The following is a 15490-nucleotide window of genomic DNA, read 5'->3' on the forward strand; positions in this document are numbered from 1 at the left end:
AATACCGGGACATCGAGGGAGGAATGGGATGAGATCCGCGCATGGAGCAGGCAGCATGAACAAGCGCTCGATCGCAACCGTTTCCCTTTCAGGTGCTCTCGACGAAAAGCTCCGCGCCATCGCATCCGCCGGCTTCGACGCGGTCGAGATTTTCGAGAACGACCTGTTGTCGTTTGGATCAGGTCCGCGCGAAGTGGCGCAGCTCTGCAAGGATCTCGATCTCGAGATCTGTGCGTTCCAGCCGTTCCGCGATTTCGAGGGCATGCCGGAGCCGCAGCGCTCGCGCAACTTCGCCCGCGCCGAGCGGAAGTTCGACCTGATGCAGGAACTCGGCACCGACCTGCTGCTGATCTGCTCCAACGTTTCCCCTAGCTCGCTCGGCGGCATCGACCGCGCCGCGGACGATTTCCGCGAGCTTGGCGAGCGCGCGGCCAAACGCAATCTGCGGGTCGGCTACGAGGCGCTGGCCTGGGGCCGCCATGTCAACGACTACCGCGACGCCTGGGAGATCGTGCGCCGCGCCGATCATCCCTCGATCGGAATCATCCTCGACAGTTTTCACGCACTGGCCCCGGGGTTTCCGGTCCGCGCAATGGCCTCGATCCCCGGCGACAAGATCTTTCTGGTGCAGCTAGCCGACGCACCGAAGCTCGAACTCGACATCCTGTCGTGGAGCCGGCACTTCCGCTCCTTCCCCGGCCAGGGCGACCTGCCGGTTGGTGAGTTCATGGCGGCGATCGCGGCGACCGGCTATGCCGGGCCGCTGTCGCTGGAGATCTTCAACGACCAGTTCCGCGCCGGCTCGGCTGCACAGACCGCCATCGACGGCCTGCGCTCGCTGATCCTGCTGGAGGACCAGCTCGCACCGGATTGGCCCAAGCTCGTCAGTGAGCCACTGGCGCCGAAAGCCAGGAGCCGCGGCACCGGCTTCATCGAGTTCGCCGTCAACGAGACCAAGGCCGGCGAGCTCGCGCAACTGTTCGCTCAGCTCGGCTTCCGCAAGACCGGCAAGCACCGCAGCAAGGCCGTGGAGCGCTGGTCGCAAGGCAAGGTCGAACTGGTAATCAATTGCGAGACCGACGGCTTTGCGCATTCGCACTACGTCACCCACGGCCCCGGTGTCTGCGCCATCGCGCTCGATGTCGACAATGCCGGCCTCGCCATGCGGCGCGCCGAGACGCTGAAGGCGCGCACCTTCTACCAGCCGGTCGGGCCCGGCGAACTCGAGATCCCCGCGATCCACGGTGTCGGCGGCAGCCTGCTGTATTTCCTCGATCAGGCCGGCAAGAACTGGGACACGGATTTCGAACCCGTGGCCAGCGATGCCGGCACGGACGCGCTGCTGGCGGTGGACCACATCGCGCAGTCGATGCCCTATGACGAGATGCTGTCCTGGCTGCTGTTCTACACCGGCATCCTCGACCTCAAGCGTCTGCCGCAGATGGAGATCGCCGACCCCAGAGGCCTCGTGCAGAGCCAGGCCGTCGTCAATGCCGACCAGAGCCTGCGTTTCGTGCTGAACGGCTCCTCCGCCAACCGCACCCTGCCGGCCCGCTTCATCTCGGAGTTCTTCGGCTCAGGCGTGCAGCACGTCGCATTCTCCTGCAACGACATCTTCGCGACGGTCGCGGAGATGCGCGAGCGCGGCGCGGACTTCCTGGATATTCCTGACAATTACTACGACGACATCGAAGCCAAATACGACCTCTCGCCCGGCCTGATGGCGCAGCTGCGCGCCAACCACATCCTCTACGACCGCGAGGGCGACGGCGAGTTCTTCCAGGTCTACACGCACATCTTCGACGAGCGGTTCTTCTTCGAAGTCGTCGAGCGGAGGGACTATCAGGGGTTCGGCACGGCCAATGCCGGGATCAGGCTCGCGGCGCAGGCGCGAGAGGTAAGGCCTGTGAGCATGCCGCGGGTGTGATGCCCCTCTCCCCTTGTGGGAGAGGGTGGCTCGCCGCTCAGCGGCGAGACGGGTGAGGGGTATCTCTCCACGAGCACATCTCTCGCAGTTGAATACGTGGAGAGACACCCCTCATCCGGCGCTTCGCGCCACCTTCTCCCACAAGGGGAGAAGGGACTACGTCGCTTGTAGCTAAATCACCTCACTTCATCGCGCATTTGTCGTGGAAACGATCCTGGTCGTTCTCGACGATCGTCGCGACCGTCTTCAGCGAGAGCTGGCCTTCGCCGTCCTTGACCACGTCCTGGAGATAGAAGCTCTGCACCGGGATGTGGTTCTTGCCGTATTTGAAGGGGCCGCGCAGCGACTTGAAGTTGGCCTTCTCCATCTCGGCCTTCATCGCGTCCTTCTTGCTGGTGTCGCCCTTCACCGCGACGACGGCGCTGTTGATGAGCTGGGCCGCGTCATAGGCTTGCGCGCCGTAATAGGTCGGGCGCAGGCCGGTGTACTTCTTGCGGTAGTCGGCGACGAAGCGCTTGTTCTGCTCGTTGGGCAGGTCGTTGACCCATTCCTGCGCACCGGGAACACCGAGCGCATTTTCCTTCTGCAGCGGCAGCGACAGCTCGTCGACGGTGAACGCAGTGTAGAGCGGCATCGTGCTCTTCAGGCCGGCCTGCGCATATTGATTGAGGAACTGCACGCCGGCCGCACCGGGATAGAACACGAAGATCGATTCCGCGCCCGAGGCACGCGCCTTGGAGAGCTCGGCGGAGAAATCGAGCTGGCTCGGCCAGACCGTGTACTCCTCGCCCTTGACCTCGCCCTTGAAGGTGCTCTTCACGCCCGCGAGCATGTCCTTGCCCGCCGCGTAGTTCGGGCCGATCAGGAACACGCTCTTGACGCCCTTCTGGTTCATGTAGAGGCCCATGGCGGCCGGCGTCTGGTCGTTCTGCCAGGAGGTCGAGAACACGTAAGGGCTGCACAGCTCGCCCGCGAGCTGCGACGGGCCGGCATTGGCCGAGATCAGGAAGGTCTGCGAGTCCACCGCGGTCTTGAGCGAGGCCAGCAGCACGTTCGACCAGATGTAGCCGACGATGAAATCGACCTTGTCGGACTGCACCAGCTTCTCGGTCTTCTGCTTGCCGACGTCGGGCTTCTGCCCGTCGTCCTCGTAGATCACCTCGACCGGCTTGCCGTCCATCTTGCGGCCGATGTGGTCGAGCGCCAGTTCGAAGGAGTTGCGCATGTCGTTGCCGATCACGGCGGTCGGGCCGCTGAAGGTCGAAACGAAGCCGATCTTGATGGTGTCGCCGGCGAATGCCGGGCTTGCCAGCGTGAGCGCAGCCGCACCCGCCAGCCAGAATGCCGTCCTCATAACCACTCCCCTCCATATTATTGATCCCGGCAGCAGGGTGATCGCCGCCCCGGGTCGTCTCTATTGAACGCAAAATCTGTCGCGCCGCCAATGGCTCAGCGCCCGCCCCTGCACCATATTTCGCTCCAATCGGGGATGGCAAGAAATATAATTCTACTTACTTCGACCAAAGCTGCGGCGCTTTTTCACAGACGTCGATACACCCGCCCTATTCCCCGATTGATGACCGCTATTGGACTGTAGCGCCCAATCAGCACTTAAATGAAGGAAGCAGAGACAGCGAGATTCGAGGACGCATCATGACCACGACACCGCATCGCGTCGTCATCGTCGGCGCCGGCTTCGGCGGCCTCGAGGCGACCTACCGGCTTGCGGGCGCGCCGGTCGAGATCACCCTGATCGACCGCCGCAACCATCATCTGTTCCAGCCGCTGCTCTACCAGGTCGCGACCGCGTCGCTCGCGACCAGCGAGATCGCCTGGCCGGTCCGCCACCTGATGCGCGACCGCCGCGAGGTGACGACGCTGTTTGCGACCGTGAGCGGCGTCGATGCCGACAGGCGCTGCGTACTGATCGACGACGGCAGCGAGGTCCCCTACGACACGCTGGTGCTCGCCACCGGCGCACGCCATGCCTATTTCGGCCATGACGAATGGGAGCAGTTCGCGCCCGGCCTGAAGACGCTGGAGGATGCGACCACGCTGCGCCGTCATATCCTGGTGGCATTCGAGCGCGCCGAGCGCGAGACCGATCCGGCCAGGCGCGCGGCGCGGCTGACCTTCGTCATCGTCGGCGCCGGTCCCACCGGCGTCGAGCTCGCCGGCACCATCGCCGAGATGGCGCATCACACCCTGCCCGCCGATTTTCGCAACATCGACACCACCAAGGCGCGCGTGGTGCTGATCGAGGCCGGGCCGCGCGTGCTGGCCGGATTTCCCGACGATCTCTCGGCCTATGCGCAGGCGTCGCTGGAAAGGATCGGCGTCGAGGTCGAGCTGGGACAGGCAGTCACCGAAATCAATCGTGAAGGCGTGGTGTTCGGCGGCCAGCTGCTCGCGGCCAAGACACGAATCTGGGCCGCCGGCGTGCGCGCCTCGCCCGCCGCGGAATGGCTCGGCGCACCAAGCGATCGCGCCGGGCGGGTTCAGGTCGAGGCCGACCTGACCATCCCCGGCCATCCCGAGATCTTTGCGATCGGCGACACCGTCCTGATCAACGCCTGGGACGGCAAGCCGGTGCCCGGCATCGCGCCGGCGGCGAAGCAGCAGGGCAAGCATGTCGCCGCAACCATCAAGGCGCGACTGCGCGGCGCGGCGACAGGCCCGTTCCGCTACAAGCATGCCGGCAGCCTCGCGCAGATCGGCAAGCGGCTCGCGGTGATCGACTTCGGCAATGTCAAACTGCGCGGCACCATCGCGTGGTGGATCTGGGGCATCGCCCACATCTACTTCCTGATCGGGCTCCGCCACCGCCTCAGCGTCGCGCTCAGCTGGCTCTGGATCTACGCGCGAGATCAGCGGGCGGCGCGGTTGATCACGCAGGGAAGCAGCAAGGTGGTGTAGTTCTTTCTTCCTTCTCCCCTTGTGGGAGAAGGTGGCGCGAAGCGCCGGATGAGGGGTTCTCTCCACTCGCGAAACTATTCGTGAGGAGAGAGACCCCTCACCCGGCTTCGCTTTGCGAAGCCACCCTCTCCCACAAGGGGCGAGGGTGCAGCGGCGCGCGCCGCAATCACTTCACCAATTCGCACCCACCCTCGGCCAGCGGCCTGAACGCCTGCTCCGCCGGAATGGTCGAAACCAGCCTATAATAGTCGTACGGATATTTCGACTCCTCCGGCTTCTTCACCTCGAACAGATACATGGGATGCACGACGCGGCCGTCCTGGCGGATCGCGGTGTCGCCGAACAGTTTGTCCTTGCCTTTGAATGTCTTCATCTGCGGCACGGCGTCCTTGGCGTTGTCGCTGCCGGTGGCCGCGACCGCATTGAGATAAGCGAGCGTGGAGGCATAGACGCCAGCCTGGTTGCCGCTCGGCATCTTGCCGTTCATGCCGGGCCGCGCGGCGAACCGCTTGGCAAACGCGCGGGTGTCATCGTTCATGTCCCAATAGAAGGCCTCCATCAGCTGGAGGCCCTGCGCGACCTTGATGCCCATGCCGTGGACGTCGTTGATGAAGAGCAGGAACGCGACGAGCTTCTGCCCGTTCTGCTGCACCCCGAACTCGGCCGCCTGCTTCACCGCGTTGATGGTGTCGCCGCCGGCATTGGCAAGGCCGATCACCTGCGCCTTCGAGCTCTGTGCCTGCAACAGGAAGGACGCGAAATCGGAGGTGCCGAGCGGATGCTTCGAGGAGCCGAGCACCTTGCCGCCGTGACCCTCGATGTATTTCTGCGCTTCGGCCTCGATGCCCTTGCCCAGCGCGTAGTCGACCGTGAGGAAGTACCAGTCCTTGCCGCCGCGCGACATCATCGCGGCCGCCGTGGTGTTGCCGGTGGCCCAGGTGTCGTTGACCCATTGGATGGTGTTGGGCGAGCAGGCCTTGCCGGTGAGATCCGAGCTTGCGGTCGACGACGCCAGGAAGGTCATGCGGCTGTCGCGCAGCAGCGTGTTGATGGAGAGGCCGACGGCCGAATTCGGCACGTCGACGATGGCATCGACGCCTTCGACATCGAGCCATTTGCGCGCGATGGCGTTGCCGACATCGGCCTTGTTCTGGTGGTCGGCATAGACGATCTCAACCTTGATGCCTTTGCCGCCGCCGTTGAAATCCTCCGCCGCCATGCGCGCGGCCTCGACCGAGCCCATGCCGTTGGTATCCTGGAAGATGCCGGAGATGTCGTTGAGCACGCCGACACGCACCACGTTGTCGGAGATTTCGGCGCTCGCCGCGCCGCTCATCAGGCTCGCAGCCAGCGCGAGCGTCCATTTCAGATTCTTCATTATTCCCTCCCCGATTGATTGTTTTCGCCGCCGGTCGTCAGGCGGGCGTGATCGTCACCGGCAGGCTGTCGAGCCCGCGCAGCGTGTTGTTGAAGCGGCGCTTTGGCTCGCCCGTGATCTCGATGCTGGCGACACGGCGGGCCAAGGCCGACAACATGGTCTCGCCTTCGAGCCGCGCCACCAGCTGGCCGACGCACATGTGAATGCCGGAGCCGTAGCCGACGTGGCCGGAGGTGCGGCGGGTGATGTCGTAGCTGTCGGGCTTGTCCCAGCGGCGGGGATCGCGGTTGGCCGCAGCGAGGAACATCAGCACTTTCTCGCCTTCGCCGATGGTCGCGCCTGAGAGTTCGACCTCACGCGTGGTGGTGCGGAAGAAGGTCTGCACCGGGCTTTCGAACCGCACCGCCTCCTCGAAGGCGTTGCGCGCAAGCGTGAGGTCGCCGCGCAGCCGCTGCCATTGCTCCGGGAAGCGCGCGAGGCAATAGACGGCAGCGCCGATGCCGTTGACGGTGGTGTCGAGTCCGGCCGACAACAGCGAGCGCACCAGCAACGGCGCCTCGGTCGCCGTGATCGCGCCCTCGTCGACGTGGGCATGGATGCAGGCACCGATGCCGCCGGGCGTGAGGTTGTCACGCTGGCATTGATCGGTGACGTAAGCCTGGTGCGGCGCCGAGCGCGCGATGGCGTCCTGGCGCAGTTGGTTCGGCGGACCGAAGGCGTTGAACACCACGCTCGCATAGGGGATGAGATGCTCGCGTCCCTCGGGCTTCAGACCGAGCGCATCCGGGAAGATCGAGAGCGGATAGGCTTCGGCAAGATCCGTGATGGCATCGAAGCTGCTCTTGTCGAGCAGCGCGTCGACCCGCTGCTCTGCGACGGCGGCAAAGCGGTCGCGCATTCCTTTCATCACGGTCGGCGACAGCACCTTGGACAACACCGCACGGGTGCGGGTGTGCTCGGGCGGATCGGCCTCCAGGATCAGGCTCGGCGGACGCCACGGCGTCTCCTTCTTGAAGTCGGACAGGCCGACGCCGCGGCTGGAGCAGAACGTCGCGGGATCGTTCAGGACCGCATGGACCTCGGCATAGCGCGCCACGCCATAGAGCTTCCACTTGTCGAGATAGACGACCGGGCCCGTCTCGCGCAGCAGTTCGTGCGCAGGGTAGGGATCGGCAAAAAACTTCATGTCGAACGGATCGACGTCGACATGCGGGACCCTTGACGGCGCGGAGCCGGGTGCGCTCATGAAAATCCTCCCTCATTTTGATCTTGTGAAAGGGACGCGCTTGCCTTTAGGTCTGCGGGCATCCCGCGAGTCGAAACCCCGATATGCCGCCATCCTCGACCAGAGCCCGCCAGAAGCCTGCGCCCATGGAGGCGGGACCGACGCTCGATCTCGACCGTTACGTTCCGGCGTTCATCACCTTCATCGCCAACAAGCTCTCGAACAGCGCGACGGCGTTCTATCAGAAGCAGTTCGGCGTCAACGTCACGGAATGGCGAATCATGTCGCTGCTGGCGATCGAGCCAGGCATTCCCGCCTCGCGCATCTGCCACGTGATCGGTTTCGACAAGGGCCCGGTGAGCCGCACGCTCGCGGGCCTGGAGAAGCGCGGGCTGGTGTCGATCCGTACCGACCCGAACGACGGCCGCACCCATTCGATCTCGCTGACGGCAAAGGGCCGCGCCACCCATGACAAGGTGATCGTCGCGGCATTCGAGCGCGAGAGGCGGTTGCTGTCGTGTCTGAGTAAGGAGGAGCGCGAGGTGCTGATCGACCTGCTGCGCAGGCTGCACGAGAATCTCGGCGCGGTGACCGGCGGCAGCGACGCCTGACGGATCCCGCGCCGCGCGCGATCCCCCGTCACACCCAGGCATACGCCGGCGTTCGCCCGCGGCACCCCTTCTGCCGAGCATCGTTTCCTCCAAGACAGGCGCAGCGGTTTCCCCGCCGTCATCCTTGTATGGAACGGTTCGCACAAATTAGTTGCTTCGGCAACAAAAGAATCCTGCAGGATATTGCGACAGGATGACTGGCGTATTTGAGCGCTTCGCTCTCGTGTCCCGGACGCAGCGCATCACTGCGTGCTGCGCTGCGTCCGGGGCACAGGAGCAACGAATGCGGTCATTTTGCAGTTAGAGCCCGATCCACTCCGCCGACGCATCGTCGTTCAGCCGCGCCACGGCGTCCGCGCGCCGTGTCAGCACCGCGCGCTGGTTGATGTAGCCTTTGTCGGTGATCTCGCCGCCGTCGACGGATGGCGGCTCGACGAGCAGCAGCGCCCGCGTCGCATGGCCGGAGGAGTTGGCGCCCTGCCGCTTCAGTTTGGCGAGGCCCTGCGCGATCGCGGTCCTGACCCTGTCACGACCAAGCACGTCGCTCACGCTCGCCGTCTCGGGCAAGCCGGCATGCGCACGACAGGCGACAACATTCGGGAACACCAGGAAGCGCACCTCGTCGCCGCCATGGCCCGCGACGACGATGTCCTGCGCGAGCGGTGCCAGCGCGGCAATGCCAGCGACGCGCAGCGTGCCGACATTGACCCAGGTGCCGGAGTTGAGCTTGAAGTCTTCCGCGATCCGGCCATCGAAGAACAGGCCGCGCTCGGGCCGTTCTGCATCGGCCAACTTCACGGCATCGCCGATGAGATAGAAGCCTTCGTCATCGAAGGCCTGCTTCGTCAGTTCGGGCGCCTTCCAATAGCCCGGCGTGACGTTGGGGCCTCGCACGCGCACCTCCAGCTTGTCGCCGGACGCAACGAGCTTCAGCTCGGTACCGGGAATCGGCACGCCGATATTGCCGGAGCGGTCGGCGAGGAAATGGCAATCGGTCGCCAGCGGCGAGGTCTCGGTCGAGCCCCAGGCCGAGACCATCGGCAGCGGGCGGCCGACGGTCTCGATGGAGAGCTGTTCGAGCGCATCCCAGAGATTCTGCGGCAGCGCCGCCCCGGCATAGAAGGCGAATTTCACCTCACTGAAGAAGCGGCGGCGCAGCTTCTCGTCGCCGCGCAGCGCCGCGATCAGCATGTCGAAGCCGCGCGGCACGTTGAAATAGACCGTCGGCATCACGCTGCTGAGATTGGCAAGCGACGTCGTGAACAGGCCGGGCGCGGGCTTGCCGCCGTCGATATAGAGCGAGCCGCCATTGCGCAGCACCAGGTTGAAATTGTGGTTGGCGCCAAAGGTGTGGCTCCAGGGCAGCCAGTCGAGGATGACGAGATCGCTGCCAGCCTGTTCCAGAAAAGTCCAGGTCTGCGCCTTGGCCTGCTGGCTCGAGGTCAGCATGCGCTGGGTGTTAATCACGGCCTTGGGCGTGCCGGTCGAGCCCGAGGTGAACAGGAACTTTGCGATCGTATCCGGCGTCACCGCGGCGAACGCCTTGGCGACGTCGTCCGCTTCAGGCGTTGCCGCGATGTCACGGAAGGCGAGCGCATCGGCATCGCCAGATCTGCCGCTGATGATCTGTGCTTCGTGCAGCGGCTTGATCGCTGCCAGCGCCGCGGCAAACGGCGTGGTCGCGGAGACATAGATCGCACCCGGCTGAAGCAGCGCGATCATGCTCTTGAGCTTGTCGAAATCTCTGGACATCAACGAATAGGCAGGCGAGATCGCGGCCGAGGGAACGCCGACATGCTGGGCGGCGAGCGCGAGCAGCGCATGGTCGATGCTGTTGTCGGAGAGAATGACGACGGGGCGCTCGGCGCTGAGCTTCTGCGCCAGCATCCAGGACGCCGCCGCGCGGACCCGCCGCAGGGCACCTGCGTAGGTCATGGTGGCCCAGGGCGTATCGGCGCTGTCACGCTCGGCGAGGAAGATCGTGTCGGGCGTTTGCCGCGCAAAATGCTCCAGCCAGTCGCCGATGCAGCGCGCGCTCTCGCGAAGAGGCTCAGGCGAACGCAACACGATGCTGCCGTCGGTGCGATGCTCGGCAACGGTCCTGGGCGTTGCGAACAGGCTCGCAGCGTCACCGCGTGTGGCGGTTGTCATGGCTTCCTCCTCGCCCGTAGCGGTGATGGGCTGCGGCCTCGTTCCGGGCTGCTTTGACCATAATGTTGGGCATGGTAATTGTTGTCGTCAACAACAATCTTTCGCCGGGCCGGGTGGCGCGCTAGGGTGACACATGGCAGGAGACGCGATGTGACAGCCACCGCAGCCCGGATTTCCCCACGCGGACGCGCGAGCAGCGGCGCCCCGCAGCGGATCGACGCGGACCAGATCGGCCTCGACGCGCTGGTCGGGCACGCCGGCTACGCGGTGCGGCGCTTCCAGATCTGGATTTTCCAGGACTTCATCAAGACGCTTGGCGAGGTCGATATCCGGCCGACACAATATTCGGTGCTGACGGTGATCGGCGCCAATCCGGGGCTCTCGCAGATGGCGGTGGCCAAGCGCCTCGGCATCGAGCGCGCCCGGCTGGTGCACCTGCTCGACAGCCTCGAGCAGCGCAGGCTCGTAAGGCGGGTCAAGTCGAAGACGGACCGGCGCTCCCACGCGTTGCATCTCACCGCGCCGGGAGAGACTGCGTTGGCGAAGTTCAAGCGCCTCGCTGCCGAGCACGAGCGGCATGTCGAGGCGAAGATCGGCAAGGCGAACCGGGAGCGGCTGCTCCAGATCCTCGCCGGCTTCACCTGATCCCGACTGCTCATGATTTGTGCAAATGCCCGGAACGGGGCGCTGGCACGGCGGCTCAATCATTCATCGAAATATCACCCAAGGCACTGATCTGACGATAGTATCCGCAGGAGCCATCCTGCCCGGATTCTGTACACAATGGCACATCGCTTGCTTCAATCCGGGTGAGACCTGTTGCCGGAGTTTGTCACCATGGGGGCTGAGCAGCCTGAAACGATCGCCGCGATTGTGGCCGCGCATCGCGCGGGCACGATCACGCCGGCGCAGACGATCGCACGGACCTATCAGCGCATCCGCGACCACAACGATCCCGCCTTGTTCATCAGCCTGCGCGACGAGAAAGACGCGATCGCGGAGGCCGAGAAGCTTGCCGCGAGGGATGTCGCCGGCCTGCCGCTCCACGGCGTCCCGGTCGCGGTGAAGGACAATATCGACGCGCTCGGATTTCCGACCACGGCCGCCTGCCCGGCCTTCGCCTACACGCCGACGCACGATTCGACCGCAGTGGAACGGCTCCGCGCGGCCGGAGCGATCATCATCGGCAAGACCAACCTCGACCAGTTCGCGACCGGCCTCGTCGGCGTGCGCTCGCCCTACGGCATTCCCAGAAATTCGATCCGCGGGGATCTCATTCCCGGCGGCTCGAGCTCGGGATCAGCCACCGCCGTCGGCGCGGGCCTGGTGCCGCTGTCGCTCGGCACCGACACCGCCGGCAGCGGCCGCGTGCCGGCGATGCTCAACAACATCGTCGGGCTGAAACCGAGCCTCGGCATGATCTCGACCGCGGGTCTCGTGCCGGCGTGCCGCACGCTCGACTGTATTTCGGTGTTCGCGCTGACCGTGGACGATGCCGCGCTGGCGCTGTCGGTGATTTCCGGGCCCGACCAGGCCGATCCGTTCTCGCGCGACCGGCCGCTTGGCGCGCTCACGCCGTTTCCGTCCAACATGCGCCTCGGCGTGCCGCGCAACGGGCAACTGATCTTCTTCGGCGACAAGAAGGCGGAGGCCGCTTACGCGGATGCATTGAAACGCTGGACGGCGCTCGGCGCAACGCTGGTGGAGTTCGACCTCGAGCCGTTCTACGAGACGGCGCGGCTGCTCTATGAAGGTCCCTGGGTCGCCGAGCGCTATCTCGTGATCAAGAACCTGCTGGCGTCGGCGCCCGATACGATTCATCCCGTCACGCGCGAGATCACCGCGGCCGGGGCACGGCTCACGGCGGCGGACACCTTCTCCGCGCTCTATCGCTTGCAGGGCCTGCGCAAGATCGCCGAGCGGACCTTTGCCAATATCGATGCGCTGGTGCTGCCGACGGCGCCGACGGCGTATACGACCGCCCAGGTGCTGGCCAATCCGATCGAGCTCAACAGCCGGCTCGGCACCTACACCAATTTCGTCAATCTGCTCGACCTCTGCGGTCTCGCGGTGCCGGCATCGATGCGCGCCGAGGGCATTCCCTTCGGCATCACGCTGCTGGCGCCGGCGGGGCGTGATGCGCTGCTCGCGAGCATCGGGCGCGTCTTCCATGCGGATACGAAATTGCCCCTCGGAGCAAAGGGCGTGGCGCAAGCACCGCTCGCGCCGCTTCCAGCAAATGGCGGCGACGAGATTCCGATCGCCGTGGTCGGCGCGCATCTGTCCGGCATGGCGCTGAACGGTGAATTGAAGGCGCTGAACGCAAAGCTGGTCGAGGCGACCAGCACCGCGCCGGACTACAAGCTCTATGCGCTGAAGACCACGCCGCCGAAGCCGGGCCTGCTGCGCGTCGAGGCCGGCAAGGGGGCGTCGATCGAACTGGAGATCTGGTCGCTGTCGTCGTCCGCCTTCGGCAAGTTCGTCAATGCGATTCCGGCGCCGATGGCGATCGGGACAGTTCGCTTGGCGGACGGTCGCAGCGTGAAGGGGTTTCTCGTTGAGCCGGAGGTGCTGGGCGAAGCGCGGGATATCACGGCGTTTGGGGGATGGCGCAAGTTCATGGCGGAAGCCGCGACGGGGTAGGTGCCGTAGGGTGGGCAAAGCGAAGCGTGCCCACCATCATCGCCAGCTTGGATAGATGGTTGGCACGGCGCTTTGCGCCTTTGCCCACCCTACAGCACAGAGTGCGCGGCCTACACCGACACCGCGTAAATCTCATACTCCCCGCGCACCAATTCGATATGCGCGCGCATGGCGGCGGCGGCGCCCTGCTTGTCGCCGCGCATGATGGCGACGACGACGCGATCGTGCTCGGCTTGCGACTTGGCGAGACGGCCGAGGTTGCGGAACTGGGCGCGGCGGAACGGCTGCACGCGCACGCGGGTGGCGAGCGTGATCTCGGCGATGTAGCCGTTCTGCGAGCCCGCATAGATCGCGTTGTGGAAGCGTTCGTTGACCTCGTGGAAGCGATCGGGATTGCCGGCATAGCTCAGCACCCGCAGCTCTTCGTGCACGGCCTCCAGACCATGACGCTCGACGGCCAACATCCGCTCGGCGGCAAGGCCGGCGCACATCGCCTCGAGTTCCGCCATCGCCTCGAACATGCTCGTCAGCCGTTCGAGCGAGGGCTGCGCCACCACCGCGCCGCGATGCGGCCGTGCCTCGACCAGGCCACTCGCGACGAGCTGGCGCAGCGCCTCGCGCACCGGGGTCCGCGAGACGCTGAAGCGACGCGCGATGTCGGTCTCGTCCAGCGGCGAGCCTGGGGCCAGGGCTCCCCGCACGATCTCGTCGGCGAGCTGCAGACGCAGTTCCTCGGCGCGCGTGACCTTCTGCAGCGACGGCAGCGCCCGGTCGACGCGCGGCACCACCGGTTCAGCCGGCAGTGTTCCCTGCGGAAGATCGTCAAGCGTCATAAGGTCAGGTCTCTTTCGACTCGTCGATGATGCTGACATGGGCAGCGACGACGCGCCAGCCCTCCGGGAAGCGAATCCAGGTCTGCATCTGCCGGCCGACCTTGCCGGGAGCCGTGTCGCGATAGAACAGGGTGGAGGCGACCGCCGTGTCGCGGCCATAGCTGGTGATCACGGTCTTGGCGGTGCGGCGGTTCAGGCCGACCGGCGAGCGGCCGGCGCGGAAGCCGGAGATCGCCGCGTAGCCATAGAGGTTCTCGCCGATGCCGTAGCGCAGCGTGCGAGGATCGTTGCGGAACAGCTCGCCAAGCACGGCGACGTCGTTGCTGATCAGCGCCTGCTCATAACGATCGAACGCGGCTTTGACTTCCGCGATCACGTCGGGGAGATCGATCTCCATTCTAGATTCCTCTCAAAGTCCCCTTGGCGCGGGCGCGGCGACGACGCCCATCTTCTCCAATGCGTACGCGACGCGCAGCGCGATGTCCTCGCGCCAGGGCGCGGCGATGATCTGCACGCCGATCGGCAGCGGCTCGAGCGGCACGGGAACCGCGACCACGGGCAGGCCGACGAACGAGATCGGCTGGGTGTGAATGCCGATATTTGCGCGCACCGGCAGCTCGACGCCGTCGAGATTGAAATTCACCTGGCCGAGTTTCGGCGCGGTGCAGGGCGTCGCCGGCGCGATCAGCACGTCGACCGATCTGAACAACTCGGCAAGCTGGGCGCGATACCAGCGGCGGAATTTTTGCGCGCGATCGACCAGCGGCGCCGGCACCATGGCGCCCGCGATCAGCCGGTCGCGCACGGCGGGATCGAAATCGTTCGGACGCTTGCGGAGGCGATCGAGATGCAGCGAGGCGCCTTCGGTGGTCGAGATGACGTAAGCCGCCGCGCGGGCCCGCGCGGCCTCGGGGACTTCCACCAGGCGCGTCGCGCCGAGCGCCTTGGCGACCCGGCTGACGGCTTCGACAGCTTCGGGAAAGACGTTGTTCTGGAAGTAGCCGCCGGCGATGGCGATGCGAAGGTCTGACACCGGATTGGCGAGCAGCGGCGTGGTCGGCTCCAGACCGCGGGTGGTGCAGGCGGCATCGTCGGCATCCGGCCCCTGCATCGCGTCGTAAGCGAGCGCGAGATCGGTGACGGAGCGTGCGAACGGGCCGAGATGATCGAAGCTCGCGACGAACGGAAAGGACCGCGCGCGAGACAGCCGGCCATAGGTCGGCTTCAGGCCGAAGATGCCGCAGAACGACGACGGCACGCGGATCGACCCATTGGTGTCGGAGCCGAGCGCAATCGGCACCAGCGCGCCGCCGACGGCGCTGCCCGAACCACCGGACGAGCCGCCGCTCATCCGCGTCGTGTCGTGCGGATTGCGCGAGGGACCGTCGTGGATGTTCTCGCCGGTGAAGTCGTAGGCGTATTCGCCCATGTTGAGTGCGCCGACGAGCACGGCGCCGGCGGCTTCCATGCGCTCGATCAGCGTGGCGTCGCGCTCGGCCGGCGCGCGATCGCGATTGATCTTCGAGCCGGCGCGGGTGGGAAGACCCGCGACGTCGAACAGGTTCTTCACCGCGAAGGGCACGCCGGCGAGCGGACCGACGTCCTTGCCCGCGGCGATGTCGGCATCGACCGCGCGGGCTTTGGCACGGGCACGCTCGGCGGTGACGTCCGTGAAGGCGTTGAGGGCGCCGTCGTGCTGCTTGATGCGCGCGAGCGCAGCCTCGGTCGCATCGAGCGCGGACAGTTTCCCGCCGGCCACCGCCTTGGCGATGTCGGCAGCGCTCAAATCTGGCTTGGCTGTCATGG

Annotated in this window: 12 protein-coding genes; 5 read left to right on the forward strand and 7 right to left on the reverse strand. The window is 65.7% G+C overall.

The window, feature by feature from the left end:
- Nucleotides 1-55 precede the first annotated feature (55 nt).
- Nucleotides 56-1927: a bifunctional sugar phosphate isomerase/epimerase/4-hydroxyphenylpyruvate dioxygenase family protein gene (locus F8237_RS13125; protein WP_151645255.1), complete on the forward strand. Its 1872-nt coding sequence runs from the start codon at nucleotides 56-58 to the stop codon at nucleotides 1925-1927.
- A gap of 181 nt (nucleotides 1928-2108) precedes the next feature.
- Here the strand turns inward: F8237_RS13125 and F8237_RS13130 are convergent, their stop codons facing one another.
- On the reverse strand, nucleotides 2109-3281 hold the full coding sequence (locus F8237_RS13130; protein ID WP_151645257.1) for an ABC transporter substrate-binding protein: 1173 nt from the start codon (nucleotides 3279-3281) through the stop codon (nucleotides 2109-2111).
- A gap of 299 nt (nucleotides 3282-3580) precedes the next feature.
- Between F8237_RS13130 and F8237_RS13135 the strand changes: the two genes are divergently transcribed.
- Nucleotides 3581-4843, forward strand: coding sequence for an NAD(P)/FAD-dependent oxidoreductase (locus F8237_RS13135; protein ID WP_151645260.1), 1263 nt, complete (start codon nucleotides 3581-3583; stop codon nucleotides 4841-4843).
- A 166-nt stretch (nucleotides 4844-5009) separates the two neighbouring features.
- On the opposite strand, the gene F8237_RS13140 is transcribed toward F8237_RS13135, so the two are convergent.
- Together F8237_RS13140 and F8237_RS13145 are read right to left on the reverse strand one after the other, a co-directional pair.
- On the reverse strand, nucleotides 5010-6221 hold the full coding sequence (locus tag F8237_RS13140; RefSeq protein WP_151645262.1) for an ABC transporter substrate-binding protein: 1212 nt from the start codon (nucleotides 6219-6221) through the stop codon (nucleotides 5010-5012).
- A gap of 37 nt (nucleotides 6222-6258) precedes the next feature.
- Complete coding sequence (locus F8237_RS13145) at nucleotides 6259-7467, reverse strand: cytochrome P450 (protein WP_151645264.1); 1209 nt, start codon at nucleotides 7465-7467, stop codon at nucleotides 6259-6261.
- Between the two features lie 83 nt (nucleotides 7468-7550).
- On the opposite strand from F8237_RS13145, the gene F8237_RS13150 reads away from it, so the two are divergent.
- Nucleotides 7551-8057: a MarR family winged helix-turn-helix transcriptional regulator gene (locus F8237_RS13150; RefSeq protein WP_151645266.1), complete on the forward strand. Its 507-nt coding sequence runs from the start codon at nucleotides 7551-7553 to the stop codon at nucleotides 8055-8057.
- Nucleotides 8058-8357: 300 nt separating this feature from the next.
- On the opposite strand, the gene F8237_RS13155 is transcribed toward F8237_RS13150, so the two are convergent.
- Nucleotides 8358-10208 carry a feruloyl-CoA synthase gene (locus tag F8237_RS13155; protein ID WP_162006027.1) on the reverse strand — a complete coding sequence of 617 codons (1851 nt, stop codon included), beginning with the start codon at nucleotides 10206-10208 and terminating at the stop codon, nucleotides 8358-8360.
- Nucleotides 10209-10358: 150 nt separating this feature from the next.
- Here F8237_RS13155 and F8237_RS13160 point away from each other — a divergent pair, with 150 nt between their 5' ends.
- Both F8237_RS13160 and atzF read left to right on the forward strand, forming a co-directional pair.
- On the forward strand, nucleotides 10359-10853 hold the full coding sequence (locus tag F8237_RS13160) for a MarR family winged helix-turn-helix transcriptional regulator (protein ID WP_151645270.1): 495 nt from the start codon (nucleotides 10359-10361) through the stop codon (nucleotides 10851-10853).
- Between the two features lie 192 nt (nucleotides 10854-11045).
- Nucleotides 11046-12851 carry an allophanate hydrolase gene (gene atzF / locus F8237_RS13165; RefSeq protein ID WP_151650537.1) on the forward strand — a complete coding sequence of 602 codons (1806 nt, stop codon included), beginning with the start codon at nucleotides 11046-11048 and terminating at the stop codon, nucleotides 12849-12851.
- 110 nt (nucleotides 12852-12961) lie between these two features.
- On the opposite strand, the gene F8237_RS13170 is transcribed toward atzF, so the two are convergent.
- From F8237_RS13170 to F8237_RS13180, 3 genes are read right to left on the reverse strand one after another with little or no spacing between them, the layout of a single operon-like run.
- The gene (locus tag F8237_RS13170) at nucleotides 12962-13684 is read right to left on the reverse strand and encodes a GntR family transcriptional regulator (RefSeq protein ID WP_162006028.1); all 723 of its coding nucleotides are present in this window, start codon (nucleotides 13682-13684) and stop codon (nucleotides 12962-12964) included.
- A gap of 4 nt (nucleotides 13685-13688) precedes the next feature.
- Nucleotides 13689-14081: an oxalurate catabolism protein HpxZ gene (hpxZ, locus tag F8237_RS13175; protein WP_151645274.1), complete on the reverse strand. Its 393-nt coding sequence runs from the start codon at nucleotides 14079-14081 to the stop codon at nucleotides 13689-13691.
- A gap of 12 nt (nucleotides 14082-14093) precedes the next feature.
- Nucleotides 14094-15488 (reverse strand): AtzE family amidohydrolase, encoded by a 1395-nt coding sequence (locus tag F8237_RS13180; RefSeq protein WP_201280193.1) that lies wholly within the window; start codon nucleotides 15486-15488, stop codon nucleotides 14094-14096.
- Nucleotides 15489-15490 lie beyond the last annotated feature (2 nt).

It is taken from the genome of Bradyrhizobium betae, assembly GCF_008932115.1.
Lineage (GTDB): Bacteria > Pseudomonadota > Alphaproteobacteria > Rhizobiales > Xanthobacteraceae > Bradyrhizobium > Bradyrhizobium betae.

Excerpts from the sequence above, each read along its gene's own strand:
- hpxZ (WP_151645274.1), bottom strand. The coding sequence starts at position 14,081 with ATGGAGATCGATCTCCCCGACGTGATCGCGGAAGTCAAAGCCGCGTTC.
- F8237_RS13130 (WP_151645257.1), bottom strand. The coding sequence starts at position 3,281 with ATGAGGACGGCATTCTGGCTGGCGGGTGCGGCTGCGCTCACGCTGGCA.
- F8237_RS13150 (WP_151645266.1), top strand. The coding sequence starts at position 7,551 with ATGCCGCCATCCTCGACCAGAGCCCGCCAGAAGCCTGCGCCCATGGAG.
- F8237_RS13170 (WP_162006028.1), bottom strand. The coding sequence starts at position 13,684 with ATGACGCTTGACGATCTTCCGCAGGGAACACTGCCGGCTGAACCGGTG.
- F8237_RS13135 (WP_151645260.1), top strand. The coding sequence starts at position 3,581 with ATGACCACGACACCGCATCGCGTCGTCATCGTCGGCGCCGGCTTCGGC.
- atzF (WP_151650537.1), top strand. The coding sequence starts at position 11,046 with ATGGGGGCTGAGCAGCCTGAAACGATCGCCGCGATTGTGGCCGCGCAT.
- F8237_RS13125 (WP_151645255.1), top strand. The coding sequence starts at position 56 with ATGAACAAGCGCTCGATCGCAACCGTTTCCCTTTCAGGTGCTCTCGAC.
- F8237_RS13145 (WP_151645264.1), bottom strand. The coding sequence starts at position 7,467 with ATGAGCGCACCCGGCTCCGCGCCGTCAAGGGTCCCGCATGTCGACGTC.
- F8237_RS13140 (WP_151645262.1), bottom strand. The coding sequence starts at position 6,221 with ATGAAGAATCTGAAATGGACGCTCGCGCTGGCTGCGAGCCTGATGAGC.
- F8237_RS13155 (WP_162006027.1), bottom strand. The coding sequence starts at position 10,208 with ATGACAACCGCCACACGCGGTGACGCTGCGAGCCTGTTCGCAACGCCC.
- F8237_RS13180 (WP_201280193.1), bottom strand. The coding sequence starts at position 15,488 with ATGACAGCCAAGCCAGATTTGAGCGCTGCCGACATCGCCAAGGCGGTG.